The sequence below is a fragment of the Kitasatospora sp. NPDC091207 genome, from assembly GCF_044768625.1.
GTDB lineage: Bacteria > Actinomycetota > Actinomycetes > Streptomycetales > Streptomycetaceae > Kitasatospora.
The window spans coordinates 1-24,429 of the sequence record NZ_JBIVVS010000010.1; the positions used below are offsets into that span (position 1 = coordinate 1).

Genomic DNA, 24,429 nt, shown 5'->3' on the forward strand with positions numbered 1-24,429 from the left:
CCGGGGGGGGGGGGGGGGCGGGGCGCCCCGGCGGGGGGGGGGGGGGGGGGCGGCCCGCGGGGGGGGGCGGGGGCCCCCGGCGGGGGGGGGGCCGGGGGGGGGGGGCCCCGGGCCCCCCCGACGGTGGTCCGGCGCCGAGGCGCCGCCGGACTGGGACTAGCTGTGGCGGCCGCGGCGGCGGGCGGCCAGGACGGCCAGACCGCCGAGGCCGAGCAGACCGACGCCGGCCAGGCCGAACACCAGCGGACCGTTGCCCGCGCCGGTCGACGGCAGCTCACCGCCGCCACCGGTCGACGAGCCGGGAGCCGGCAGGTGACTGGTCGGCCGGTGACCGGTGGGCCGGTGACCGGTCGGATGCGTGGTCGGGCCGGTCGGGGCCGGGCTCGACGAGCTGGGCGCCGGAGTGGTGGGCGACACGGTCGGCGAGGTCGGGGACGGCGAGGTCGGCGTGGGGCTGGGGGACGTCGGGGTCGGTGAGGTCGGGGACGGCGAGGTCGGCGTCGGGCTCGGCGAGGTCGGGGACGGCGAGGTGGGCGTGGGCGTCGGGCTGGGCGTCACGACGCAGTCCGGCAGGTCCCCGTCGAACGGGTAACTGTGGATCTCGTAGCCGCCGTTGCCGGTCTGGATCAGGTTGCCCGCGAGGTACACCCGGCCGTTCATGCCGGGCTGGGCGATGGTCGTGGTGCCGCCCACGTTGCCCGCCATGACCGAGCCCTGGAACTGCGCGCTGCCGAGGATCTGCGCGTTGGTCGACGTGGGGAAGTTCCACATCAGCCTGGAGCGCATCTCGGTGGTCTGGTCGCCGGGCAGGCCGGTGCCGGTGTAGGTGTTGATGATCGGAGCGGCCCCCAGCATATTGACGACGACGGTGGCGCCGGCCGGGATGTTGGCGAAGACCAGTCCGATCTGCTGGGTGGCCGAGCCCAGGTTCTGGGTGACGTTGAAGACCTGCTTCATGCTGGTCCCGTCGCCCGCGAAGGTCGCCTCGCTGCTGGTCACCGTGACCGTGCCGGTGGCGGTCGCCTTGGCGACGCAGGCCGAGACCTCCTCGATCTGGGTCAGCACCGCCTGGTAGGGCGCGGCGGCGTCCGGATCCTGGATCGCCTGACCGGTGGGGTCGATGCTGACGGTGCCGGTGAGCGTGCCCGCGTAGCGCAGGTTGCCGAAGGCCGGGCCGTGGGAGTCGCTGCCGCCGATGAGGATCTGGTTGCCGGTCCTCACGTCCACGTTGCCGCCGACGGTGACGAAGTCGCTGCCGTTGGGCGGCACCACCCGCGAACCGACCCCGACGACGCCCATGTTGAAGGCGCCACCGCCCTGGCTCTTGTCGATGGTGAGGTCGCCCAGGGTGACGACCTTGCCCTCGGCCTCGGCGGCCCGGCCGTTCACGGTGTAGTCGCCACCGGTGAAGACGTTGATCGAGGCGTCCCGCCCGGGGAAGTCCCCGTTGTGCGGCGGTGACGGCCAGGTGGCCGGGCAGTCGGGCCCGGAGCAGGCCCCCAGCGGCGGGGCCAGCGGTGCGGCCGAGCCCACCGTCAGCGCCGCGGCCATCGGGAGCGCCGCGACGGCGGTCGCCACCGCCAGCCGAACCGTCCGGCGCCTACGGGCGGCCGGCGGCATCGTCGAGGCGGTTGTTCTGAGATCCGACGAGCCAATGCCCTGATCCATCGACACATTCCTCCGCGCAGAGAGAACGCGGCAGGTCGCACAACCTGCCGCGTTTCAGTTGATCCCAGCCGATATCCGATACATCCGGTACATCCAACACCAAATCGGACGATCCACACCCTACAGACCATCAGGACCGATCCCAAGCAGTCCGGGCGACCGCGCTCCCGTCGGCCCCCGCTAGGTTGGCTCCATGACTCCCGAGGACCAGGACCCGCACGCTCCGCTCGCCGCCGTCTCGGCGAGCGCCGATGTCCTGCGGCACCCCGAAGCCGGCGAACACCTGCTCACCACCGTCGAGCGCGAGCGCGCCGCACGCTTCCGCCACGCGTCGGGGCGGGTGGACTTCACCGCCGCGCACATCCTGGTCCGGCTCTGCGCCGCCCGGCTGCTCGGCGTGCCGGTCACCGGGCTGACGCTGGCCCAGAACTGCCCCGACTGCGGCAAGGGCGACCACGGCCGGCCCTACCTGCCGGACCACCCGGACGTCCAGGTGAGCCTCTCGCACACCCGCGGGGTCGTCGCGGCCGCCGCCGGGTACCAGCCGGTCGGCGTCGACGTCGAGCTGACCGACCGCAGCGGGGCGCTCCTCGACGTCGCCGGACGGGTCCTCAGCCCGGCCGAGCTACGACAGGTCGAGGCGCACCCGGAGCCCGGGAAGGCGTTCCTGCGGCTGTGGGTCCGGAAGGAGTCGCTGATCAAGCTCGGACGGGCCGGCCTGGACACCCTCGCCACCGTCGACCTCTCCGCCCTGCCGCTCGACGTGCCGGCGGACCGGCCGCTGCGCAGCCGCCACCAGGACCTGCACCTGCTCGACTGGGCGGACGCCCGGCTGGGAGCGGTCGTCTCGGTGGTGAGCACCACCGAACCGCGGGTCGTGGTGCTGACACCGCCGGCGGGCTGAGCACCCGGCCGGGTCCCACGAACGGGCCCCCCGGGGGCGACCGGCCCCGCGAGAACGGTGGCTCCACCCGGGCGACGGCGGCCCGGATAAGCGGGTGTTAGCGTGCCTGCTCGGGGCGCGGAAACCGGTCGCCCCGGCTGCCCGTGCCGCGTCCCCGGCGCGCAGCCCCCGTTGGATCAAAGGGTGTCCCCGCCATGGCCAAGTTCCTGCTGAGCCTGCACGTCCTCGCCTCGGTGCTGTTCGTGGGGCCGGTGGCGGTGGCCGTGAGCATGTTCCCGCGCCGGGCCAGGGCCGCACTGGCCGGTGGGCCGGACCGCGCCGCCGAGGCCGGCACCCTGCGCCTGCTGCACCGGATCACCCAGGTCTACGCGCTGCTCGGGATAGCCGTCCCGGTGATGGGCATCGGCGTCGCCCAGGTGATGGACGTGCTGGGGCAGTCCTGGCTGATCGTCTCGATGGTGCTCACCGCGCTCGCGGCGCTCTCCCTGCTGCTGTTCGTCCTGCCCGGGCAGCAGGCGGCGGTGGACGCGCTCGGCCTCGACGCCGAGGCCCCGGAGCACGGCAAGGCCGTCCAGGGCCTGCGACTGCTTCCGATGACGGCCGGGGTGTTCAACCTGCTCTGGGCCGTGGTCGTCGTCCTGATGATCATCCGCCCCGGTTCGACCACCGGCGCCTGACCGGGCGACCCCGCCGGGAGTACCGTCCTGTCATGACGACAGCGGGTATCGACACCGGTACGGGGACGGGCGTGGGGGCGCTGCTGCGCGGCTGGCGCGAGCGGCGACAGCTCAGCCAGCTGCAACTGGCACTGCGGGCCGACTCGTCGGCCCGGCACATCAGCTTCGTCGAGACCGGGCGCTCCCGGCCCAGCCAGGAGATGGTGCTGCGGCTCGCGGAGCAATTGGACATCCCCGTCCGCGAGCGCAACTCCCTGCTGCTGGCCGCCGGTTACGCCCCGCACTACCCCGAGACGCCGCTGGACGACCCGGCGATGGACGCGCTGCGGGCCGGCATGGAACGGCTACTGGCCTCGCACGACCCGTACCCGGCCGTGGTGGTCGACGGCACCTTCCGGGTACTGGCGGCCAACCGCTCGCTCGGCCTGCTGCTCTCCGGCGTGGCCCCGCACCTGCTGGAACCGCCGCTCAACGCCATGCGGATCACCCTGCACCCCGAGGGGCTGGCACCCCGCATCGTCAACTTCCGGCAGTGGCGGCGGCACCTGCTGGAGCGGATGGACCATCAGATCTCACGGGTCCGCTCGGAGCCGCTGCGGGCGCTGTTCGACGAGGTCCTCGCCTACCCCGAGCCGGAGTCGGCCTTCGACGAGCCCGAGGAGGACATCACCGAACTGTTCCCGTTCGCCCTGCCCATGCGGGTGGCGGTCGACGGGCAGGTGCTGTCCTTCCTCTCCACCATCACGACCTTCAACACACCCATGGACGTGACCGTCTCCGAGCTGGCCTTGGAGACCTTCCTCCCGGCCGACGCGCAGACGGTCGCGTTCCTGCGGGCGGCGGTACCGGCCGATCGTTAGCGGGCCACCGGGTCGAGGCCGCCGGGCCGGTCACGTCGCCGATCGTCAGCGGGCCGCCCGGTCGAGGCCGCGCAGGGCGGTGAACTGGAGGGCGGCGAACAGCAGCACGGTGCCGGCCTGCGCCGGGATCCAGACCAGCCCGGCGGTGCTCGGCTCCAGCCAGACCGCCATCGCCACCAGGCTGAGCGCCGCCCAGACCACGTTGATGTCGATCACCGCCTGCACGGCGAGGCGGGCCGGGCGACGGCGGGCGGCCAGGACGCCGACCGCGAGACCGAACACCGCGAGGACGGCGCCCAGCTCGACCAGGGTGGAGCTGCCGACACCGAGCAGGTCGCCGAGCGGGCCGGCGAAGGCCAGGTAGGCGAGGCCGTTGCCACCGCTGACCAGGGCGTCGAGGGCGAGGAAGCGGCGCAGGTCCTGCCGGCCCTTCCGGTCGGCGGCGGAGGTGGGGCGGGCGGCGGCGAGGGTGTTCGCGGGCATGGCGGATCAGCCTCCGGAAGAGTGGTCGGATCCCGGTGCGGTCGGCGCGACCGGGTGCTCCACACTCTGCCCGGACGGGCCCGGAGCGTCGATTACCTCCGAGGTAATGGCCCAGGTCAGCGGCTGGATCGGCGTCGGACCGGACGTGGGCCGGGGCCTGGTTCAGGGGTGAACCGGGGCTGATTCAAGGGGTGAGCCGGGCCTGGTTCAGGGCCGTGGCCGTGGACGCTGCAACGGGACGCCCGCCCGCTTCACCGCGCGGGCGACGATCGCCGTCTCGGCGCGGTCGACGCCGAGCCGGCCGAGTGTGTCGGTCAGAAAGCGGTAGAGGCCGCCGTGGTCCGCGCAGAACAGGGTGGCCAGCAGGTTGGTCGGGCCGCTGGTGGCGAAGACCCCGTGCACCTGGGGGTGGCGGGCCAGCGCCGCGCCGACCTCGGCCAGCCGGCCCGGCGGGACGTCCAGCCAGAGGTTGGCGTCCACGGCCATGCCCAACAGTCGCGGATCGACGGTGACGTGGGTGCGGAGCAGACCGGCGGTGGCGAGCCGGTGCACCCGGCGGCGGACGGTCGACTCGGGGGCGCCGACGGCGGCCGCCAGGACGGCGTGGGACTGCCGGGCGTCGACGGAGAGGTGGGCGAGCAGGGCCCGGTCGAGGGCGTCGGGCGGAGGATTCCCCCGGGACCGGGCCGCGGGAGCGGCGGGCTCGGACTCGGGTTCGGACTCGTGCTCGGGTTCGGGTTCGTGCTCGGACTCGTGCTCGGGTTCGGGTTCGGGTTCGTGCTTGGGCGGGGTCAGGGCGGCCACCTCGGCCTGGTCCAGGTAGCCGGCCTGCCACTGCCCCGCGTCGGAGAAGGAGTGCAGCACCGCGTGTGTGGTGGTCTCGGTGACCGCGGCGGTGGCGGGCAACTGCCCGTACAGCAGCCGGTCCCGGGAACCGGCGTCGCTCAGCATCACCGCGCCGACCTCCTGGCCCCCGAGCATGACGTCGACGAACGGGACGTCCGGACGATCGGCCAGGGCCTGCGCGATGGTGTCGACCTTGCCGCGCAGCACCCGCACCCGCAGCAGCAGCGCACCGACGGCCGCGTCCTCGACCTCGGGCATCCGGACCACGCGCAGCAGCCCGGCCTGCCGCAGCCGGGCCAGCCGGCGGGTGACGGTCCGGGCGGAGACGCCGAGCACCTCGGCGATCCGGCCGGTCTCGGCCCGGCCGTCGACCTGCAGGGCGCAGACCAGCCGGCGGTCCAGCAGGTCCAGCTCGGTGTCCGGATCAGCAGTCGAGAGGTCCATGATGTCCGTTCTCCGCCATCAACGGTCAGCTGTCCGTCCTGTTCGGCAGCACCGACGGTACTCCTTGTCCTGCACGGCCGGGGAGAGCCCGCCGGCCCGCGACGGATCGGAGAACGGCCATGGACGAGGTACAGGAGCTCAAGGCACTGCTGCCCGGGGTCGAGGCGGCGGTGCGCGAGGTCGGCGCGCGGCTGGCGGCGACCCGGCCCGCCGAGCCGACCCCCGGACGGACGGTCGAGGAGCTGATGGCGCGCTTCGCCGAGGTGGACGCCCCGGCCGCCGCCCGGCTGCGGGCCCGGCTGGGCGAACTGCGCCCGCGGGCCGGCTGGGTGACGGACGAGCTGACGGGCACGGTACCGGCCGAGGGCGAGTGGTGGCTCTGCGACGCCACCGACGGCGCCGTGCAGTACCTGCTCGGCCAGCCGCAGTGGGCGGTCACCGCCACCCTGGTCCGGGACGGCGTCGCGGTGCTGGCCGTGGTGCACACCCCGGAACTCGGCGGACGGACCTTCCGCGCGGTACGAGGCGGCGGCGCCGAGCTGGACGGGCGGCCCGTCGCGCCGCTGGAGCGCGAGCTGCCGGCGGCCGTCGCCGGGACCGCCCAGCCGCCGCTGGTGGCCGCGGACCCGGTGGCGCTGCGCCGCGCGGGCGAGTCGCTGACGGCGGTCCTGGGCGCGGTGCCGGCGATCCGCGGTCTCGGGCCGACCTCGTTGCAGGTCGCCCAGGTCGGCTCCGGCCAGCTGGCGCTGTTCTGGGAGTACGGGGCGGACGCCGGCAACCTGCTGCCGGGCGCCCTGATCGCGGCCGAGGCGGGCGCGACGGTGACGGACACCACCGGGGCGGCCTGGACAGCCCGCTCCGACAGCTTCCTCGCCGCCGCGCCCGGGCTGCACGCGGACGTGCTGGAGGTCCTGCGGACGGTGCGGTGATCAGCCCGCCGGGTCGAGGCCGAAGAGCGTGGCCGCGTTGTCGTGACAGACGGCCCGCAACCACTCCTCCCCCAGGCCGGCGCCGGCCAGGGCCTCCAACTGGTGGACGTACCGGTACGGGATGTTGGGGAAGTCGCTGCCGAGCAGGACCCGGTCCTGGAGCGCGCGCAGGCGCGGCAGTTCGGTGCGCGGGAACGGGTCCTCGGCCTCGACGAAGTCGGTGAACGCCATGGTGGTGTCCAGCCGGACGGACGGGTGGCGCTCGGCGAGGTCGAGGAAGTCGCGGTACTCGGACATACCGAGGTGGGCCACCACCAGGACCAGCCCCGGGTGCCGGTCCAGGACCTCGCCGATCGGGCCGGGGCCGGTGAACTTGCCCGCCACCGGCCCGGATCCGCAATGGACGACCACCGGGGTCCCGGTCTGTGCCAACAGCCCCCACACCTCGTCCAGCCCGCGGTCCGCCGGATCGTACCCGCCGACCTGGAGGTGCGCCTTGAACACCCGGGCGCCGTCCTCGACCGCCCGCGCCACGTAGGCGGGCGCCCCGGGTTCCGCGAAGAAGGTGGCGGTGTGCAGGCAGTCCGGGGTGCGGGCGGCGAAGTCGGCGGCCCAGGCGTTCAGCCAGGAGGCCATGCCCGGCTTGTGCGGGTACAGCATCGACGTGAACGCCCGGACGCCGAACTCCCGCAGCCGCACGACGCGTTCGGCCTCGGCGACGCGGTAGGTGATCGGCCACGGGCGGTTGACGAGCGGACCGGCCGCGTCGAAGTACGCCCACACCTTGTCGAGGACGTTCTTCGGCATGAAGTGGGTGTGCACGTCGATCAGGCCGGGGAGGCCGAGGGCCCGCCAGAAGCCGCGGACCTCCGCCGCCTCGTCCGCCTCCACCGTCTCCTCCGTGCTCACGCCGGCACCGCCGTCTCGTCCGCCGTTCACGCCGGCACCGGGCGGGCGCGGTCGATGATCGCGCCGGCGTCGAGGCCGGCGGGCAGGGTGCCGAAGGCGGCGCCGTGGTCGCCGCCGAGGCGGGAGGCGCAGAAGGCGTCGGCCACCGCCGGGTCGCCGTGGCGCACCAGCAGCGAGCCCTGGAAGGCCAGCGCCATCGCCTCGACCAGCCGACGCGTCCGGTACTCCAGATCGCTCAGGTCGGTGAGCTGCTTGCGGAGTTCGGCGACGGCGGCGTCGAGCCGGCGGTCCGCACCGGCGGCGGCGTCCAGCTCGCCGAGGAAGGCCTCGACGGTCTCGGGGCTCTTGACCATGGCGCGCAGCGCGTCCAGGGCCGCGACATTGCCGGAGCCCTCCCAGATCGAGACCAGCGGCGCCTCGCGGTAGAGCCGGGGCATGCCGGACTCCTCGACGTAGCCGTTGCCGCCGAGGCACTCCAGCGCCTCCGCGGCGTGCGCCGGACCGCGCTTGCAGACCCAGTACTTGGCGACCGCCAGCCCCAGCCGGCGCACCAGCGCCTCGGTCCCGTCCCCCGCGAGCGCCCGGTCGGTGGCCTCGGCGAGGCGCATCGCGACCGTGGTGGCCGCCTCGGACTCCACCACCAGGTCGGCGAGCACGTTGCGCATCAGCGGCTGGTCGACCAGAGCCTTGCCGAACGCCCGCCGGTACAGGGCGTGCTGGACCGCCCGGGTGGCCCCCAGGCGCATGCCGGCCGCGGCGCCGACGGTGCAGTCGAGGCGGGTCATGTTGACCATCTCGATGATGGTCCGGATCCCCCGCCCCTCCTCCCCGACCGGCCAACCGACCGCGCCGTCGTACTCGAGCTCGGCAGAGGCGTTCGACTTGTTGCCCAGCTTGTCCTTGAGCCGCTGGAGGTGGAGGCGGTTGCGGGTGCCGTCCGGCAGGACGCGGGGCAGCATGAAGCAGCTCAGCCCGCCCGGAGCCTGGGCGAGCGTCAGGAAGAGGTCCGACATCGGCGCCGAGGTGAACCACTTGTGGCCGGTCAGCCGGTAGGTGCCGTCCGCCTGCGGCGCGGCGGTGGTGGTGTTGGTCCGGACGTCCGAGCCGCCCTGCTTCTCGGTCATCGACATGCCGGCGATCAGCCCGCGCTTGCCGCGCGGCTCGCGCAGCCCGAAGTCGTACTCGGTGGCGGCCAGCAGCGGCTCCAACTCGGCCGCCAGCTCCGGGTTCGCGCGCAGGGCGGGGACGGCGGCGTAGGTCATCGAGATCGGGCAGGTGTGGCCGGCCTCGACCTGGCTCCAGACGAAGAACTTGGCGGCGCGGGCGGTGTGCGCGCCCGGCCGGCCGTCCCGCCAGGGGGCGGCGTGCAGACCGTGGCCGACGGCGGTGCGCATCAGGTCGTGCCAGTGCGGGTGGAACTCGACCTCGTCGATCCGGTGGCCGAAGCGGTCGTGGGTGCGCAGCACGGGCGGGTACTCGTTGGCCAACCGGCCCCATTCGGCGGCTTGTTCGGAGCCGGCCAGGCGGCCGAGCTCGTGCAGCTCGGCCTCGGCCCAGCCGGCGCCGGACCGGTGCAGGGCCGCGAGCAGGGCCGGGTCGGCGGCGGTGTCGTGCCCGAACGGCAGGGGCACCTGGTTGGTGACCTCGTGCGTCCGGGGGGCCGTGCCGGCCGTCTCGGCGGGGGTGACCCCGGCGGGGGCGGCCCCGGGGTGGGCGGCCTCGGGGTGGGCGGCCGGGTCGGGGGTGGTCGGGTCAGGCGTCGCTGTCATCGCGTCCTCCCAGGGCACGCAGGGTGAAGGAGACCAGGGCGGGGACCACCTCGGGCAGGGCATCCCCGGAAACGGGTGCGTGGGCCGCGGCGAGCGGGCCGGCCAGTGCCTCGCCGACCGCGCCGACCAGCGCGGCGGCGGTCAGCTCCGGATCCTGGCGGGGCAGCTGGCCGGCCGCCACGGCCGCGGCGATCTCGACGGCGATCACATCGCGGAACGCCCGCCGGAACACCAGGCGTTCGGCGTCCACGAAGGCGTCGGCCGGTTCGACCAGCAGCACATGGGCGAGCCGGGGCGCACGCAGGGCGCGGGCGGCGAAGGTCTCGACCACGGCGGCGATCCGCTGCCGCGGGGTCTCGTGGCGGGCCACGGCCTCGGTGACGGCGTCGATCTCCCGGGTGACCACCCGGCGGAACAGTTCCACCGACAGCTCGGCCTTGTTGGCGAAGTGCTGGTAGAGGCTGCCGGTGGCGATCCCGGCGCGGTCCGCGACGGCGGCCATCGAGCAGCCGCCGTAGCCGCGCTCGGCGAGCAACCCGACCGCGGCCTGCAGGACCGCCTCGCGCTGGGCGTCCAGACGGGCTTGTACGGCGGGGGTGCGTCGGTAGGCCATGAAAGCATTGAAGCACCGATTCACTGCTTCGGGGAGGGGGCGCACAACGCTCTCCGTCGGCCGCTCGCCGCCTTCCGCGTTCCGCCGTCCGCGTTCCGTCGCCGGCAGGGCACCCGGTGGGCGTGGACGCCGAAGGGCCACCCGCCGCGCCTGCGACGGGTGGCCCCGGGTGATTCGGCCCGAGCGGTGCGGCCCCGGTCGGGCCGGCCGCGCTACAGCCGGTGACACTCCAGCTTCAGACCCTCCTCGTCCAGCGGCCCGAACGGCGGGATCTGCTGGGCCTGGGCGAGGGAAGGGGCGGCGGCCGGGTCGGCCAGACCGGCCCACTCCAGCACCTTCGCGGTGGCCTGGGCCGACTCGTCGGCCTTCAGCTTGCTGATGTTGGAGCCGTGGTTGCCCCCGGCCACGGTGTAGACGTAGCTGTCCTCACTGCCCCGGCCCAGCCGGAACGGCTCGGCACCCCACGGGTCGTTCTGGCCGTAGACGAAGATGATCCGCTCGGCGGAGTGCTTCACCCAGCGGTCGATGTCGCGCATCGCGGACGGGTCGAAGCGCATCGGGATGCTCTTCGGCACGTAGGTGCGCGGCGAGTACAGCTCCTTGTAGTCGTAGTGCAGCAGGCCCTTCAGGTCCGAGACGTCGAACGAGGGCGAGCCCAGCTGGGTGCCCGCCTGGTAGTAGTACGCGGTGTACCGGGCGAGCGACTGGTCGCTGTTGCCGGTGATGCCGGACTGGCTGTCGAACCACGCGTACAGCTGGTCGTCGGTGGCGGTGGCCGCCACCGGGACACTGGCGCAGTCCGCCTCGGTGCTGTACTGCCAGAACGTCCAGACGGCGTCGAGCACGCCCGCCTCGTAGGCACGGTCGGCGCTGCCGGTGGTGGTGAAGGTGGAGCCGGCCGCCGCGTTGTCGGCCGCGTAGCGGGCCTCCAGGCGGTCCCGGCGGACGAGCAGCTCACGCTGCGTGGCAGCGAGGGCGGCGCGGCACTCCGGCGTCCCGACCGTCCGGAAGAACTCGGTGTAGGCGGAGTCCTCGCGGTCGTCGACGTCGTTCGGCGCGACGTAGGCGATGGTGCCGTCCACGTCGTCCGGGAAGAAGCGGCGGTGGTAGGTCGAGGACATGCCGCCCTTGCTGGCCCCGGTCGAGAGCCACGCGCGCTGGTAGATCCGCTTCAGCGCGGTGATGATCCGGTGCGAGTCGGTGGCGGCCTGCTGGATGCCGGCCTTGGTCCAGTCGGTGGGCTCCGGGCGGGACGGCGTGAAGTAGCGGTACTCGATCGAGACCTGGTTGCCGTCGGTCAGCCGGGTCGGCTCGGTGCGCGAGGGGTTGGTGCCGAGCGTGTAGCCGTTGGTGTAGAAGACGGTCGGGCGGTCGTAGCCCCGGTGCAGCACGCTCAGCCGCTGCTGGAAGGTGCCCAGCCACGGGCGGAAGTGGTCGATCGGCTGGGTGTAGGTGAGCAGGAAGTAGCGGTGGCCGGTGGTGGTCGGCTTCTCCTCGGTGACGGTCATCCCCGGGATCGCCGCCAGGCGGTCCTTGATGTCGGCCGCGGGGTCGTCGGCGGCCGAGCCTCCGGCGGAGCTTCCGGCCGCGACGGCTTCCGCCTCGGCGCCGGCCGCCAGGGCGGGCGTCGCCAGGCCGAGACCGAGCAGCGGCATCAGCAGGACGGCGACCAGTAGCCTTCTGAGCTTGGTGGACATCAACTCTCCATCGGGTCAACGGAACTGTTCGACACTCTCCGGCAGTCGGTGCCCGACCGCCGGACAGGCGGCCGTCCGGTAGACGGCCGAGTGGGCCACCCGCGGATCGCGGATGGCCCACCGGGGAAAGATGTGCCGGTCAGGGGCGGGGCAGGGTGCAGCCGGACCGGGTGAGGTCGAGGCGGTTGCCGGCGGCGAAGCAGGCCGGGATGCCGTAGGTCTCCTGGGCGTAGTTGATGCCCTGGCGGACGGTCACCACGCCGTTCTGGTCGACCTCGCACGGGTTGTTGTCCGTGCAGCGCTGCCCGTCCTCATTGCCCGTGTTGTTCACGGCGACGACCTGGCCGGTGCCGGCGTCGACCACCGGGGAGCCGGAGGTGCCGCCGATGGTGTTGCAGCTGGAGGTGTAGCGGACCGAGTCCTTCCAGGTCCAGGAACCCTCCTTGAGCCGGTAGACGAAGCCGTCGACCGAGCAGGAGTAGATCTTCTTCCAGTACCCGGAGACCACCTTGATCGAGGTGCCCTGGACGGGGTGGCTCGCGGACACGGTCAGCGGGGCGATCCCGTAGCTCGACTGGATCGCGGCGTAGGTGGTGTTCAGCTGGTAGATCGACACATCGGTGTCGGTCATCGTCCCGTAGACCACCTTGGTCGCGCGCAGTGTGGCGACCTTGGAGCCGGCGCCGTTGAGCAGCGAGAACGTGCGACTGGACGACTGGTTGACGACCACCTCGCCGGGACCGGGGAACCCGCTCTCCAGGCAGTGGCCGTTCGAGAGGATGAGCGCCGGGTCCGTCGCGGCGGAGCTCGGGAGCCGGACGAGCGAACCGGAACAGTTGCTGAGCGCCACCGTCCCGGCGAAGTTCACGGCGGCCAGGGCCTGCTGGTCCTGGGACGGGGCCTGCGACTGGGCGTCGGTCTGCGCCAGGGGCCCGGTCTGCGTCAGGGCGGTCGGCGCCAGAGCGGTCTGTGCTCCCGCCGGCGAGGAGGCGACTGCGGCGGGGGCACCGGCGAGGGCGGTGGCCCCGGCGAACAGGAGCGCGGCGAACATGCCTATGAGCGGCTTCTTCATGAGAGACCTCTCGTTGTGGGGGTGCACCAAAACTGGCGCGGACATGACGAGATGTCAAGAGTCCGACCACCCCGAGGAGGCCAGGCACGGAGGGTGCCCCCGCACCCCGACCCGACCGCACTACGAACGCGCGCCCGACACACCCCGAGGCACCCCCGACGCGCCCCTGGTGCCGTCAACCGCCCTGCCAGTGGCGGCGACCGAGGCTGATCAGGCGGAGCTGGAGCCGGGCGGTGGCCGCGATGCGCCGCTCGCGGGCCGGGTCGCCCTCCTGGGCCTCCAGCAGGGCGGCGGCCGTGGAGACCATGTGGTCGACATACAGCTCGGCCAGCATCCGCAGGTCCTCGTCACTCCATCCGCGTGACACCGGCTGGAGCGCGAGCGCCTCGCCGACCTCCGCGGCGAAGCGTCCGAGCTCGACGTCGATCGCCTCCCGCACCTGCCGCACACCCCCGTGCCGCTCGCGCGCCAGGAAGCGCACATGCGGCCGGTGTCCGCGCACATGCCGCTCGATGACGTCCACCGCCCGGTCGATCAGCTCCTCGGAACCACCGGCCTCGGCCAGCACGGAGCGGATCATCACATGAAGGCTGGCCAGCGACTCCTCGACCAGGGCCACCCCGAGCGCGGCGAGGTCCGGGAAGTGACGATAGAAGGCGGCCGGGGACAACCCGGCGGCCCGGGTGACCTCGCGGACACCGAGGCTCGCGAGGTTCTGATCGGCCAACAGGCGCAGCCCCGCGTCCAGCAATGCGCGCCGGCTCTGCTGCTTCTGGGCCTGTCTGGCCCCAACGGTGTGACTCACGCCATTCAGTAAACAAGTGTTTGCCGAAAATGGCCAGCCCGGCGTAGAGTGGCGGAGGATTCAGCGAACACTTGTAAACCCAAGGCGGTGGCAGCCGCCGGAAGGACCCGCCATGATCCTGCTCACCGCCCTGGTCGCCATGGGCGTCCTCATCGGCGCCGCCGCGCACACCTCGCTCCCGGTCTTCCTCACCGCCTCCGCCGCCATCACCGCCTGGCTGCTCGCGTTCGGCGCCCGCGAGGGCATCGCCCGCCTGCGGCAACGCTGACCCGTCACCGCGTCACCGTCCCGGAAGGACCGCCGCCGTCATGAGCACTGCCACCACCACCTCCTCCTCCATCGGCACCGGTGCGGGGAGTGCCACCGACGCGGGGACTGCCACCGGCACGGCCGCTCGGCGTCGCCGCCGGGCCGCCGAGGCCGACGACCTGGCCGTCGCCTCCTTCCTCCTCGGCCTGCCGGGTCTGCTCCTCTTCAACATCGTCCTGGGCCCGCTCGCCATCACCCTCGGCACGCTCGCCCTGGTCCGCGGCACCCGTCGCCGCGGGCGCGCCGTACTCGGCCTCGCCCTCGGCATCGCCGGGCTGGCCGTCCTCGCCGTCACCACGGTGGCCGGCCACGGCACGCTCTGGCAGATCGGCGACTGAGCCGGCGTCGGCCAGCACGCGCCCGCGAGCTCGGCACCCGCGGCCCGACAGCTCGCTCCGGCCGCCGTGGCCGCCGTGACCACCCGCACAGTCCGCTCCGACGGTCACGCACCCGACCCAACGGCGGAACCGAGCCGCTCGAACGACTGATCCAGCCAACCTGCGGCGCGAAGCCCGTCCGCCCCCGTACTGTGGCGACATCGGCCGGGTGACGACATGGGGGCTGGAGTGACGACCGAGTACCAGAGTGACGCGCAGTCGGGGCGGACGGGAGGCCCCGGGCGGGCAGGCCGGCTGCTCGCGGTCAGCGACCTGCACGTCTCCTACCAGGAGAACCGCGACCTGGTGGCGAAGCTGCAACCCGACTCCCCCGACGACTGGCTGATCGTCGCCGGTGACATCGCCGAGATCAGCACCACCATCGAGTGGTCCCTCGGCCTGCTCGCCGAGCGCTTCGCCCGGGTGATCTGGGCCCCGGGCAACCACGAGCTGTGGACCCACCCCGACGACCCGGTCCAGTTGCGCGGCGTCGCCCGCTACGAGTACCTGGTGGAGCTCTGCCGCCGCCTCGGTGTCGTCACTCCCGAGGACCCGTACCCGGTCTGGGAGGGCGCCGGCGGACCGGTCGCCGTCGCACCGCTCTTCCTGCTGTACGACTACACCTTCCGGGCTCCCGGCACGACCACCAAGAAGGAGTCGCTGGAAGCCGCGTACAACAGCGGTGTGGTCTGCTCGGACGAGCGACTGCTCCACCCGGACCCGTTCCCGGACCGCGACTCCTGGTGCCGCGAGCGCGTCCGGCTCACCGAGAAGCGGCTGGCGGCCTGCGACCCGGAGCTTCCCCTGGTCCTGGTCAACCACTACCCGCTGGTCCGCCACCCCACCGAGATCCTCTGGTACCCGGAGTTCGCCCAGTGGTGCGGCACCGAACTGACGGCCGACTGGCACCGGCGGTTCAACACCGCCGCGATGATCTACGGCCATCTGCACATCCCCCGGGTGACCAACTACGACGGCGTCCGCTTCGAGGAGGTCTCGCTGGGCTACCCGCGCGAGTGGCACCGCCGCGGCCTGCCGGACCCGCTGCTGCGGCAGGTCTTCCCTCAGGACGGCTGAGTACCCGGGCCGAGCACCGGACCTGGCTGGGCACCAGCCACTGCTGAGCACCAGCCCCAGCTGAGCTCCACACCCGGCTGAGCTCCACACCCGGCCGGGTGACCGAACCCGGCCGGGCCCGGGCAGGAGCGGGCGGCCCGGCCCTGCCCCGGCTTCCTCAGTCCGGTTTCCTCGATCCGGCTCCTCAGTCCGGCTCCTCAGTCCGGCTTCCTCAGTCCGTCGCGATCGCCCGGAGCACATCCAACCGTGCCGCCCGGCCCGCCGGGCGCAGACCGGCTACCGCACCCGCCGCCAACCCGGCTATCAGCACCACCGCGAGCTGTCCCGGCGGGATCGCGAACGAACCCGTCCCCGCGCTGTCCGAGGCCCGCACCAGCGCCCAACCGAGGAAGGCCCCGAGGCCGAGGCCGCCGACCGTCCCGAAGGCTGCCACCAGGACCGACTCCCAGCGCACCATGCCCCGCAGCTGGGCCCGGGTCTGACCGACCGCCCGCAGCAACCCCAGCTCCCTGGTCCGCTCGTGCACGGCCAGCGTCAGCGTGTTGGCGATTCCGAGCAGCGCGATCAGCACCGCCAGTGCCAGCAGTGCGTAGACCACCGAGAGCATCATGTCGACCCCGCCGGCCGCGCTCGCCGCGTACTGGTCCCGGTCCTGCACCTGCGGGTTCCCGAACGGCGCGGCGGCCTTCTCGACAGCGGCCCGGCCCGCGGCGAGCGGCACCGAGTCCTTCAGCCCGACCGCGACCATGGTGTCCGCCTCCTGCCCTCGGTGCGGGGCCCATGCCTGGCGGGTGATCAGATAGTCGCCGGCCAGACCCTCGCTCTCGTAGAGGGCGCGGATGGTGAACGGACCGCTCGCGCCGTCCGCGAAGGCGACGTTCACCTGCTGACCGAGCCGCCAGCCGCGCTGGTCCGCCTCACTGCGCGCGACCGCCAGGCCGTCGGTGCCGAGCCCGTCGAGGGTGCCGTCGACGCGCCCGAGATCGACGATCCCGGCCAGTCGTGCCGGGTCGGTGACGTCCAGCACCCGCCCGTGGCCGTCGATCCGCGCGACGCCCCGGCCGAGACCCACCGTCTGCCGCACCTCCGGCAGTTGGGCCAGCGCGTCCGCCAGCTTGGGGCTGACCCCGCTGCCGCCCGCGCCGAACGAGGGCGCGGTGACGGCGAGATCTCCGGCGAAGGACGAGTCCACCGTGGCATCCAGTGTGGCCTTGACGGAGGCACCGAACACCGTGAACAGGGTGACCACCGCGACGCCGATCATCAGGGCACTCGCCGTGGCCGCCGTGCGACGAGGATTGCGGGCCGCGTTGCGCCGGGCCAGTGTGCCGGACACCCCGCGCAACCGGGGCAGCGGCGCACCCAGCACCCGGACGGCGAGGGCGGCGGCAACGGGACCGAGCACCACCATGCCGGCCAGGACGACCAGCGCACCACCGGCGGTCAGCATGACCGACGGCCCGTCCGTCGCACCAAGGACGGCGACCGGGACGCCCACCGCGACCAACAGCCCGCCGAGCACCGCCCGGGCCCTGCCGGACCACCCCTCGGCCGCCCGGTCCACTCCCGTCTCACGCAGTGCCGCCAGCGGCGCGGTGCGGCCGGCCCGAACGGCCGGCAGCAGCGCCGACCCCATCGCGACCAGCGTGCCGACGAGCAACGGCAACACCACCGCGGCCGTACTGATCACCATGCCGCCCGTCGGCAGGGCGAAGCCGAGCGCCGCGAACAGCGCCTTGAGCCCCGCGGCCACGCCGATCCCGGCGAGCAGCCCACCGAGCGAGGCCAGCACACCGACGGCCAACGCCTCCGCCAGCGTCGCCCCGAGCACCTGGCCGCGCACCGCACCGAGTGCCCGCAGCAAGGCGTTCTCCCTGGTCCGCTGGGCGACCACGATCGCGAAGGTGTTGTGGATGGTGAAGGTCGCGACCAGCAGCGCGATCCCGGCGAAGACCAGCAGCAGCATGGTGAACATGCTCAGGAACCGCCCCGACACCATCGCGGTGCTCTCCTGGGTAGCCGCCGTACCGGTGATCGCCTCCAGCCCGCTCGGCAGCTCCGGGGCGATCCGCTTCGCGAGCTCCTGCTGGGAGATCCCGTCCGCCGCGCGGACCTGGATCGAACCGGCCTGTCCGGCGCCCTTGGGCGTCAGATGACGCTCGGCGTCCCCGAGGGTCAGCGCGGTGAAGGTACTCGGCCCCATCCCGTCCGCGCTGTCCCCGAAGGTGGCGATACCGACAACGGTGACGGTCACCGGATCGGGGGTGCGCAGCACGGTGGTGGAGCCGATGCGCAGCCCGCCGGCCTTCGCCGCGCCGCGGTTGACCACGGCCTCACCGGGTGCCTGCGGCGCGCGGCCCTCGGCGAGCCGGTAGGGGTTGAGCCGGCCGTCGGTGAGCCAGTTGCCGGCCAGGGTCGGCGGTCCCTGCCCGCCGATCGGCTTGCCGTCGCTGCCGACGAGTTGGCCGGCGCCCTGGACGGACGCCTCGGCGGCGGCCACCCCGGGGACGGCCCGCAACCGCTCGGTGAGCGCCGTGTCGACGGGCGCCCGCACCCCGCCGGGCGTTCCCGGGGAGTCCAGGACGTCAGCACTGCGGACCACCACGTCGGTACCGGCGTTGGCGTCGGCGAACAGGGTGTCGAAGTTGGAGCGCAGGGTGTCGCCGAGCACCATCGTCCCGGTCAGGAAGGCGACCCCGAGCAGGATCGAGAGGAAGGTGGCGATCAGGCGCCGCTTGTGTGCGCCCAGGGAGCGCAGGCTGAGCCGGGCGGCGGCGGTCGCGGAACTCATGACCGCCCCCGTTCGAAGGCCTTCAGCCGGTCCAGTACCCGACCGGCGCTCGGCTGCTCCATCCGGTCGACCAGCCGGCCGTCGGCAAGGAACAGGGCCTGGTCGGCGTACCCCGCCGCCATCGGGTCATGGGTGACCATGACGACGGCCTGTCCCATCTCGTCGACGGCTCGGCGCAACAGGCCGAGCACTTCGCCACCGGTGCGGGAGTCGAGGTTGCCGGTGGGTTCGTCGGCGAAGACCACCTGCGGTCGCCCGGCGAGCGCCCGGGCCACGGCGACGCGCTGCTGCTGACCGCCGGAGAGCTCGCTCGGGCGGTGGTGCAGCCGGTCGCCGAGGCCGACGACGTCGATCAGCGCGTCCAGCCAGCCCTGGTCGGGCGCGGCGCCGGCCAGGTCGAGCGGAAGGGTGATGTTCTCCCGGACGGTCAGCGTGGGCACCAGGTTGAAGGCCTGGAACACGAAGCCGATCCGGTCCCGGCGCAGCAGGGTGAGACGCCGGTCGCCGAGCGGGCCGAGTTCGGTACCGCCGATGTAGGCCCGGCCCTCCGTGAGGGTGTCGAGACCCGCCGCGCAGTGCATCAGCGTGGACTTGCCCGAGCCGGACGGGCCCATGATCGCGGTGAACCCCCCGGCCGGGAAGTCGACCGTGACGTGGTCCAGCGCCCGGACCACGGTGTCGCCGACGCCGTAGACCTTCACGGCGTCGACGACCCGGGCGGCGGTGTCGCGTACGACATCGAGAGTGCTCACTTCCCCGCGCCCCCTCGGTCCTGCCCGCGCCGTGTCTCGTTGAGGACGGCCCGCTTGGCGCGGTACTCCTCCGCGTCGATGTCGCCCTCGGCGTACCGGCGGCCCAGCACGGCGAGCGGGTGGTCCGCCCCGGCACCGCAGCCCCGGCGCCAGAACGTCCGACGCAGGACGACGACCACAAGGAACACGACGGCGGCCCAGGCCAGCGGGATCAGCAGGATCCAGGGGCCGGGCCAGTGCCCGTCGTGGTCGGCCAACAGGGTGTACATGGTGGTTCATCTCCTCGGCGGTGGACTCCAGCCGCTTCGGGGTGCGTCCCGAAGCACCTTGAGCCTCCCGCCGGGGGTCCTGCTCCCGCGTCCTCCAGGCAGCGGCTCTTGGGGTACTCCCGCGGGAGTACGGCCGGGCGCGGGACGACGCGCGGGAAGTACCCGGCGGACGCGGGACGGTCACGGGACGGGCGCGACCGACCTACCGGGCGGGCCTGGACGCACCGGACGAGGCCCACCGCAGCGGAGCGGGCTCGGACCGGGCCGGACCGGGCAGAAGCCGGTCCCAGCCAGACCGGGCAGAAGCCGGGCTCGGCCGGACCGGGCGGGCCTCAGCCCAGCCAGCCGGGGCGGACCAGCCCCGACTCGTAGGCGAGCACGACGAGCTGGGCCCGGTCCCGCACACCGAGCTTCACCATCGCCCGGCTGACGTGCGTCTTCGCGGTCAGCGGGCTGACCACCAGGCGGCGGGCGATGTCCACGTTGGACAACCCCAGGCCCACCAGTGCCAGCACCTCCCGCTCCCGCTCGGTGAGCGCCGAGATGTCCGGGAGCCCCGCCGGGGTCCGCTCCGGCGCCTTGGAACGGGCGGCGAACTCGCCGATCAACCGGCGCGTCACCCCCGGCGACAGCAAGGCGTCCCCCGCGGCCGCGACCCGGACGGCACGCAGCAGCTCGGCCGGTTCGGTGTCCTTGACCAGGAACCCGGCCGCCCCCGAGCGCAGCGCCTCGAAGACGTACTCGTCCAGCTCGAAGGTGGTCAGGACGACCACCCGCACCTCGGACAGAGCCGGCTCGGCGGCGATCCGACGGGTCGCCTCCAGCCCGTCCGTCCGGGGCATCCGGATGTCCATCAGGACGACGTCCGGGCGGAGTTCGCGGGCGAGGCGGACGGCGGCCTCGCCGTCGTCCGCCTCACCGACCACGGTGAGGTCGTCCTGCTGGTCGAGCAGCGCCCGGAAACCCGCCCGCACCAGCAACTGGTCGTCCGCCAGCAGAACCCGGATCACTCGTCCTCCGCCCCGGCCGTGGGCAGCGTCGCCCGGACCCGGAATCCGCCGCCCGCCGGCGGCCCCGCCGTGAGGGTGCCGCCGAACGCGGCGACCCGTTCCCGCATCCCGGTCAGCCCGCTGCCGCTGCCGCCCGCGTCGCCGCCGGCGGCCGGGCCCGGGTCGTCGACCGTGACGACCAGGGTGGCCGGGTCCGTCCAGTCCAGGCCGACGGTCGCCTGCCGGGCGACCGAGTGCCGGATCACGTTGGTCAGTGCCTCCTGGACGATCCGGAAGGCCGTCAGGTCGACACCGGCGGCCGCCGCGCGCCGGCGGCCCGTCTCACGCACCGCCACAGCCAGCCCGGCCCGCTCCGCCTGCTCGGTCAGCTCGTCGAGCCGGGCCAGCCCGGGTGCCGGGCCGCGCGGCGCCGCCACCCCTGGCCCGCGCAGCGTCCCGAGCACCTGGCGGACCTCGCCGAGGGCCTCCTTGCTGGTCGCCTTGATCGTGGCCAGTGCCGTACGGACCTGCTCCGGTCTGCTGTCGATCAGTTCGAGCGCGACCCCGGCCTGGACGGTGATCAGCGACAGGCTGTGCGCCAGGATGTCGTGCAACTCCCGTGCCATCCGCAGCCGCTCCTCGTCGGCCCGGCGCTGCTCCTGCTGCCGGCGGTACTCCCGGTGGGCGGCGATCTGCTCCCGCCGGAACCGGACGATCTCGGCGACCGACAGCACCAGCAGCAGCCAGGCCACCAGCCCCAGCTCCTGCCACCAGGCGATCGTCGGCGGCGGCGTGCGCAGCCAGCGCGTCGGCACCACGAAGGTGATCAGGACATGCGCGAGGTAGACCCCGCCGAGCCCGGCCCAGGCGGCCCGCCGGTGCCCGGAGGCGACCGCCACGCAGCAGGCGATCACCCAGCTGGCGAAGACCGGCCCGTACGGATACCCGGCGACCAGGTACAGCCCGGTGACGGCCGAACTGCCCGCCACCGCCGCCACCGGCCACCGGCGGCGCAGCACCAACAGGGCCGGGCCGAGCAGCAGCAGCAGATAGCCGAAGGTATCCAGTTGGACCCGCCCGCTCTGGTGCTGCGCGGCCGCCGTGGACCCCACCACCTGCACCGCCGCGACGACCAGCGCCGCGGCCACCGGCCAACCCGCCTTTGCGGCCCGCACCCACGGCGGGCGCCAGGGCTCGGCCTGCCCGTCCACAGGCGTGTCGGGCCCGTGCGCGGGCACGGGGCGCCCGCCGGGGCCGGGCTGCTCCTCCGACGACGGCCCGGGGCGCGCCCGCGGCGGCTGGGGTGTACGCGGCGTCATGCCCGGAAGGCTAGACCCCGGGCCCGCCCCACCGCGTCACCCGGCAGTGGCGTTCGGGCGTACTCCCGCGGGAGTACGCCCGAAGCACACCGGCCCTGAGCGCGCCGAGCCTGAGCACATCGGCCCTGAGCGCGCCGACCGCAAGCACGCCGACCAGGATCGCGCCGAGCCGCGACACACCGCCCGTGACCGGTGACCGGACCGGTCCGACGCGACCGACTCCGCCACTACGACGACGCGGCGGCCTTCGCCCCGGCCTCCTCCGCCGTCGCCGAGGGCTCCGGCCGGGCCAGCGCCACCACCAGCTCGCCGCCGTCCACCTCCGCGATCAAGGTGTCCCCCTCCTGCACCGTGCCGTCCAGCAGCAGGTTGGAGATCCGGTTGTCCAGCTCCGACTGGATGGTGCGGCGCAGCGGCCGCGCCCCGAACTCCGGCTGGTGGCCCCGGTTCACCAGCCACTCCTTGGCCCCGTCGGTGACCTCCAGGCGCACGCCCTGGGCCTTCAGCCGCCGCCGGCTGCGCTCCAGCATCAGGTCGACCACCTTGAGGAGGTCCTTGCGGGAGAGCGCGTGGAAGACGATCACCTCGTCGATCCGGTTGAGGAACTCCGGCCGGAAGTGCGTCCGCAGGTCCCGCATCAGGTCGTCCCTGATCTCGTCCACATCGCCCGCGTGGTCGAGGATCCGCTGCGACCCGATGTTGCTGGTCATGATGACCACGGTGTTGCGGAAGTCGACCGTACGCCCCTGGGCGTCCGTCAGCCGCCCGTCGTCCAGCACCTGGAGCAGCAGGTTGAAGACGTCCGGGTGGGCCTTCTCCACCTCGTCGAAGAGCAGCACGCTGTACGGCTTGCGGCGGACCGCCTCGGTGAGCTGCCCCGCCTCGTCGTAGCCGACGTACCCGGGCGGGGAACCGACCAGCCGGGAGACGCTGTGCTTCTCCTGGAACTCGCTCATGTCGAATCGGATCATCCGGTCCGGGTCTCCGAACAGCAGCGCGGCCAGCGCCTTCGCGAGCTCCGTCTTACCGACGCCTGTCGGCCCGAGGAACAGGAAGGAGCCGGTCGGCCGCTCCGGGTCGCCCATCCCGGCCCGGCCGCGCCGCACCGCCTGGGCGACGGCCGTGACCGCCTGGTCCTGCCCGATCACCTTCTGGTGCAGGTGCTCCTCCAACTGGAGCAGCCGCTCGCGCTCGGTCGCGTTCAGCTCGGCGACCGGGATGCCCGTCCGGCCCGAGAGCACCTGCGCGATGTCCTCCGCGGTGACCGCGACGACCTCCTCGCGGGACTCGGTGATCGCGGCCAGCTCGTCCTCGGTCTGCCGCAGCTCGGTCTTGAGGTTGGCGGCCCGCACGAACTCCTCGTCCGCGACGGCCTCCTCCAGCTCCCGGCGCAGCTTGGTGATCCGGTCCTGCACCGGCATCGACTCGGTGGAACCGCTCAGGCTGCGCAACCGCACCCGCGCGCCGGCCTGGTCGAGCAGGTCGATCGCCTTGTCGGGCAGGAACCGGTCGCTGACGTAGCGGTCGGAGAGGCTCGCGGCGGCGTCCAGCGCCTCGTCGGTGAACCGCACCTGGTGATGCGCCTCGTACGCGTCACGCAGCCCGTGCAGGATCTCGACCGTCTCCTCGACACTGGGCTCGGGCACCAGCACCGGCTGGAAGCGACGCTCCAGCGCGGCGTCCTTCTCCACGTGCTTGCGGTACTCGTCCAGGGTGGTGGCGCCCACCACGCTCAGCTCGCCCCGGGCCAGCGCGGGCTTGAGGATGTTGCCCGCGTCCATCGAGCCCTCGCCCCCGCCGCCCGCGCCGACCACGGTGTGCAGCTCGTCCAGGAAGAGGATCACGCTCTTCTCGGCCGCCGTGACCTCGTCGATCACGCTCTTCAGCCGTTCCTCGAACTCGCCGCGGTACTTGGAACCCGCCACCAGCCCGGTGAGGTCGAGCGCGACCACCCGCTTGTCACGGAGGCTCTGCGGGACGTCCCCGGAGATGATCCGCTGCGCCAGGCCCTCCACGATGGCGGTCTTGCCGACGCCCGGCTCACCGATCAGCACCGGATTGTTCTTGGTGCGGCGGGAGAGGATCTCGACGGTCTGCTCGATCTCCTCGGCGCGCCCGACCACCGGGTCCAGCCGGCCCGCGCGCGCCTCCTCGGTCAGGTCGCGACCGTACTCGTCCAGGGTCGGCGTCTGGCTCGGGTGCGCGCCGGTACTACTGCGCTCACCACCCGTCCCGCGCCCCTCCATCACCGTACGCAGCGCCTCCGGCGAGGGCGCCGCGTTGCGCAGGGCCGTGCCGGCACCCGAGCGCTGCTCCTCCTCCCGCAGCGCGCCGAGGATGTGCTCCGGCCCGATGTACGAGGCGCCGGCCTCCTGCGACCGGGCGTGCGCGGCGAGCAGCGCGCGCTTGGCGGACGGGGTGAGCGCGGGGCGGCCGTCCGCCGCCTGCGTCCCGTCCCCGGAGGGCAGTTCCTTGCCCACGTCCTCACCGAGCTGATCGGGGTCGATACCGGCGCGCTCCAGCATCCGGCGCGACGCGTCCACCCGGGTGGCGGCCCAGACCAGGTGGGCCGTGTCGAGGTAGCCGCTCCCGTCCTCGGTGGCCCGTCGCGCGGCGAGCGACAGCAACTCCTGCGAGGACTCGCTCAACAACCGCCCGATCGGCACCCGCTGCACGGCGGGCGGGGAGGCCGTCGGGCTCATTCCGAAGAACCGGCTGAGCAGGTCGGAGAACGGGTCGTTCGATCCGAACGGGGGCATGGTCACCGTGGTTCACCTCTCCCAAGCAGTCTGGGCCCACACAAACACAGCCTCCCGGCGGTCGCCTCCCGGGCAGGACCGGTCGACTGGCCCCGACCCCGGCCCCGCTCA

At 73.6% G+C, this 24,429-nt stretch carries 22 protein-coding genes; 7 read left to right on the forward strand and 15 right to left on the reverse strand.

The window, feature by feature from the left end; all coding sequences use genetic code 11:
- Positions 1 to 156: 156 nt before the first annotated feature.
- Positions 157 to 1,578, reverse strand: a complete 1,422-nt coding sequence (locus tag ACIQTO_RS18285) for a choice-of-anchor A family protein (protein ID WP_402388665.1) — start codon at positions 1,576 to 1,578, stop codon at positions 157 to 159.
- 283 nt (positions 1,579 to 1,861) lie between these two features.
- Here ACIQTO_RS18285 and ACIQTO_RS18290 point away from each other — a divergent pair, with 283 nt between their 5' ends.
- From ACIQTO_RS18290 to ACIQTO_RS18300, 3 genes are all read left to right on the forward strand, one after another.
- Positions 1,862 to 2,572: a 4'-phosphopantetheinyl transferase family protein gene (locus tag ACIQTO_RS18290; protein ID WP_402388666.1), complete on the forward strand. Its 711-nt coding sequence runs from the start codon at positions 1,862 to 1,864 to the stop codon at positions 2,570 to 2,572.
- 194 nt (positions 2,573 to 2,766) lie between these two features.
- A complete protein-coding gene (locus tag ACIQTO_RS18295) occupies positions 2,767 to 3,249 on the forward strand; it encodes a DUF2269 family protein (RefSeq protein ID WP_402388669.1) in 483 nt (160 codons plus the stop codon).
- Positions 3,250 to 3,281: 32 nt separating this feature from the next.
- On the forward strand, positions 3,282 to 4,109 hold the full coding sequence (locus tag ACIQTO_RS18300; protein WP_402388672.1) for a helix-turn-helix domain-containing protein: 828 nt from the start codon (positions 3,282 to 3,284) through the stop codon (positions 4,107 to 4,109).
- Between the two features lie 45 nt (positions 4,110 to 4,154).
- Here ACIQTO_RS18300 and ACIQTO_RS18305 read toward each other — a convergent pair whose 3' ends face one another.
- Both ACIQTO_RS18305 and ACIQTO_RS18310 read right to left on the reverse strand, forming a co-directional pair.
- Entirely contained in the window at positions 4,155 to 4,592 is a 438-nt protein-coding gene (locus ACIQTO_RS18305; protein WP_387889605.1) for a hypothetical protein, read from the reverse strand.
- 207 nt (positions 4,593 to 4,799) lie between these two features.
- Positions 4,800 to 5,882 carry an Lrp/AsnC family transcriptional regulator gene (locus ACIQTO_RS18310; RefSeq protein ID WP_402388675.1) on the reverse strand — a complete coding sequence of 361 codons (1,083 nt, stop codon included), beginning with the start codon at positions 5,880 to 5,882 and terminating at the stop codon, positions 4,800 to 4,802.
- Between the two features lie 119 nt (positions 5,883 to 6,001).
- On the opposite strand from ACIQTO_RS18310, the gene ACIQTO_RS18315 reads away from it, so the two are divergent.
- Complete coding sequence (locus ACIQTO_RS18315; protein WP_402388677.1) at positions 6,002 to 6,811, forward strand: inositol monophosphatase family protein; 810 nt, start codon at positions 6,002 to 6,004, stop codon at positions 6,809 to 6,811.
- Here the strand turns inward: ACIQTO_RS18315 and ACIQTO_RS18320 are convergent, their stop codons facing one another.
- The 6 genes from ACIQTO_RS18320 to ACIQTO_RS18345 all read right to left on the reverse strand — a co-directional run bounded on the left by ACIQTO_RS18320 (position 6,812) and on the right by ACIQTO_RS18345 (position 13,676).
- Complete coding sequence (locus tag ACIQTO_RS18320) at positions 6,812 to 7,720, reverse strand: amidohydrolase family protein (RefSeq protein WP_402388679.1); 909 nt, start codon at positions 7,718 to 7,720, stop codon at positions 6,812 to 6,814.
- 26 nt (positions 7,721 to 7,746) lie between these two features.
- The gene (locus ACIQTO_RS18325; RefSeq protein ID WP_402388681.1) at positions 7,747 to 9,489 is read right to left on the reverse strand and encodes an acyl-CoA dehydrogenase family protein; all 1,743 of its coding nucleotides are present in this window, start codon (positions 9,487 to 9,489) and stop codon (positions 7,747 to 7,749) included.
- Complete coding sequence (locus ACIQTO_RS18330; protein WP_402388684.1) at positions 9,473 to 10,102, reverse strand: TetR/AcrR family transcriptional regulator; 630 nt, start codon at positions 10,100 to 10,102, stop codon at positions 9,473 to 9,475. Before ACIQTO_RS18330 ends, ACIQTO_RS18325 begins: the two co-directional genes overlap by 17 nt.
- Positions 10,103 to 10,314: 212 nt before the next feature.
- Complete coding sequence (locus tag ACIQTO_RS18335) at positions 10,315 to 11,799, reverse strand: S28 family serine protease (protein ID WP_402388687.1); 1,485 nt, start codon at positions 11,797 to 11,799, stop codon at positions 10,315 to 10,317.
- Between the two features lie 139 nt (positions 11,800 to 11,938).
- Positions 11,939 to 12,871 carry a serine protease gene (locus ACIQTO_RS18340; protein ID WP_402388689.1) on the reverse strand — a complete coding sequence of 311 codons (933 nt, stop codon included), beginning with the start codon at positions 12,869 to 12,871 and terminating at the stop codon, positions 11,939 to 11,941.
- A gap of 175 nt (positions 12,872 to 13,046) precedes the next feature.
- A complete protein-coding gene (locus tag ACIQTO_RS18345; protein ID WP_402388692.1) occupies positions 13,047 to 13,676 on the reverse strand; it encodes a TetR family transcriptional regulator in 630 nt (209 codons plus the stop codon).
- Positions 13,677 to 13,788: 112 nt separating this feature from the next.
- Between ACIQTO_RS18345 and ACIQTO_RS18350 the strand changes: the two genes are divergently transcribed.
- The 3 genes from ACIQTO_RS18350 (at position 13,789) to ACIQTO_RS18360 (ending at position 15,439) form a co-directional block, all read left to right on the forward strand.
- Positions 13,789 to 13,944 (forward strand): hypothetical protein, encoded by a 156-nt coding sequence (locus ACIQTO_RS18350; protein ID WP_380325133.1) that lies wholly within the window; start codon positions 13,789 to 13,791, stop codon positions 13,942 to 13,944.
- 40 nt (positions 13,945 to 13,984) lie between these two features.
- Positions 13,985 to 14,323, forward strand: coding sequence for a DUF4190 domain-containing protein (locus ACIQTO_RS18355; RefSeq protein WP_402388696.1), 339 nt, complete (start codon positions 13,985 to 13,987; stop codon positions 14,321 to 14,323).
- 228 nt (positions 14,324 to 14,551) lie between these two features.
- Positions 14,552 to 15,439 (forward strand): metallophosphoesterase family protein, encoded by an 888-nt coding sequence (locus ACIQTO_RS18360; RefSeq protein ID WP_402388699.1) that lies wholly within the window; start codon positions 14,552 to 14,554, stop codon positions 15,437 to 15,439.
- Between the two features lie 211 nt (positions 15,440 to 15,650).
- Here ACIQTO_RS18360 and ACIQTO_RS18365 read toward each other — a convergent pair whose 3' ends face one another.
- From ACIQTO_RS18365 to ACIQTO_RS18390, 6 genes are all read right to left on the reverse strand, one after another.
- Positions 15,651 to 18,230, reverse strand: a complete 2,580-nt coding sequence (locus tag ACIQTO_RS18365; protein ID WP_402388702.1) for an ABC transporter permease — start codon at positions 18,228 to 18,230, stop codon at positions 15,651 to 15,653.
- Positions 18,227 to 18,982: an ABC transporter ATP-binding protein gene (locus ACIQTO_RS18370; protein ID WP_402388705.1), complete on the reverse strand. Its 756-nt coding sequence runs from the start codon at positions 18,980 to 18,982 to the stop codon at positions 18,227 to 18,229. Before ACIQTO_RS18370 ends, ACIQTO_RS18365 begins: the two co-directional genes overlap by 4 nt.
- Positions 18,979 to 19,251 (reverse strand): SHOCT domain-containing protein, encoded by a 273-nt coding sequence (locus tag ACIQTO_RS18375; RefSeq protein ID WP_402388709.1) that lies wholly within the window; start codon positions 19,249 to 19,251, stop codon positions 18,979 to 18,981. Before ACIQTO_RS18375 ends, ACIQTO_RS18370 begins: the two co-directional genes overlap by 4 nt.
- A gap of 332 nt (positions 19,252 to 19,583) precedes the next feature.
- Entirely contained in the window at positions 19,584 to 20,261 is a 678-nt protein-coding gene (locus ACIQTO_RS18380; protein WP_402388712.1) for a response regulator, read from the reverse strand.
- Entirely contained in the window at positions 20,258 to 21,559 is a 1,302-nt protein-coding gene (locus ACIQTO_RS18385; protein ID WP_402388714.1) for a sensor histidine kinase, read from the reverse strand. The genes ACIQTO_RS18380 and ACIQTO_RS18385 overlap by 4 nt, the downstream gene beginning before the upstream one ends.
- 227 nt (positions 21,560 to 21,786) lie before the next feature.
- Positions 21,787 to 24,318 carry an ATP-dependent Clp protease ATP-binding subunit gene (locus tag ACIQTO_RS18390; protein ID WP_402389260.1) on the reverse strand — a complete coding sequence of 844 codons (2,532 nt, stop codon included), beginning with the start codon at positions 24,316 to 24,318 and terminating at the stop codon, positions 21,787 to 21,789.
- Between the last annotated feature and the right edge of the window lie 111 nt (positions 24,319 to 24,429).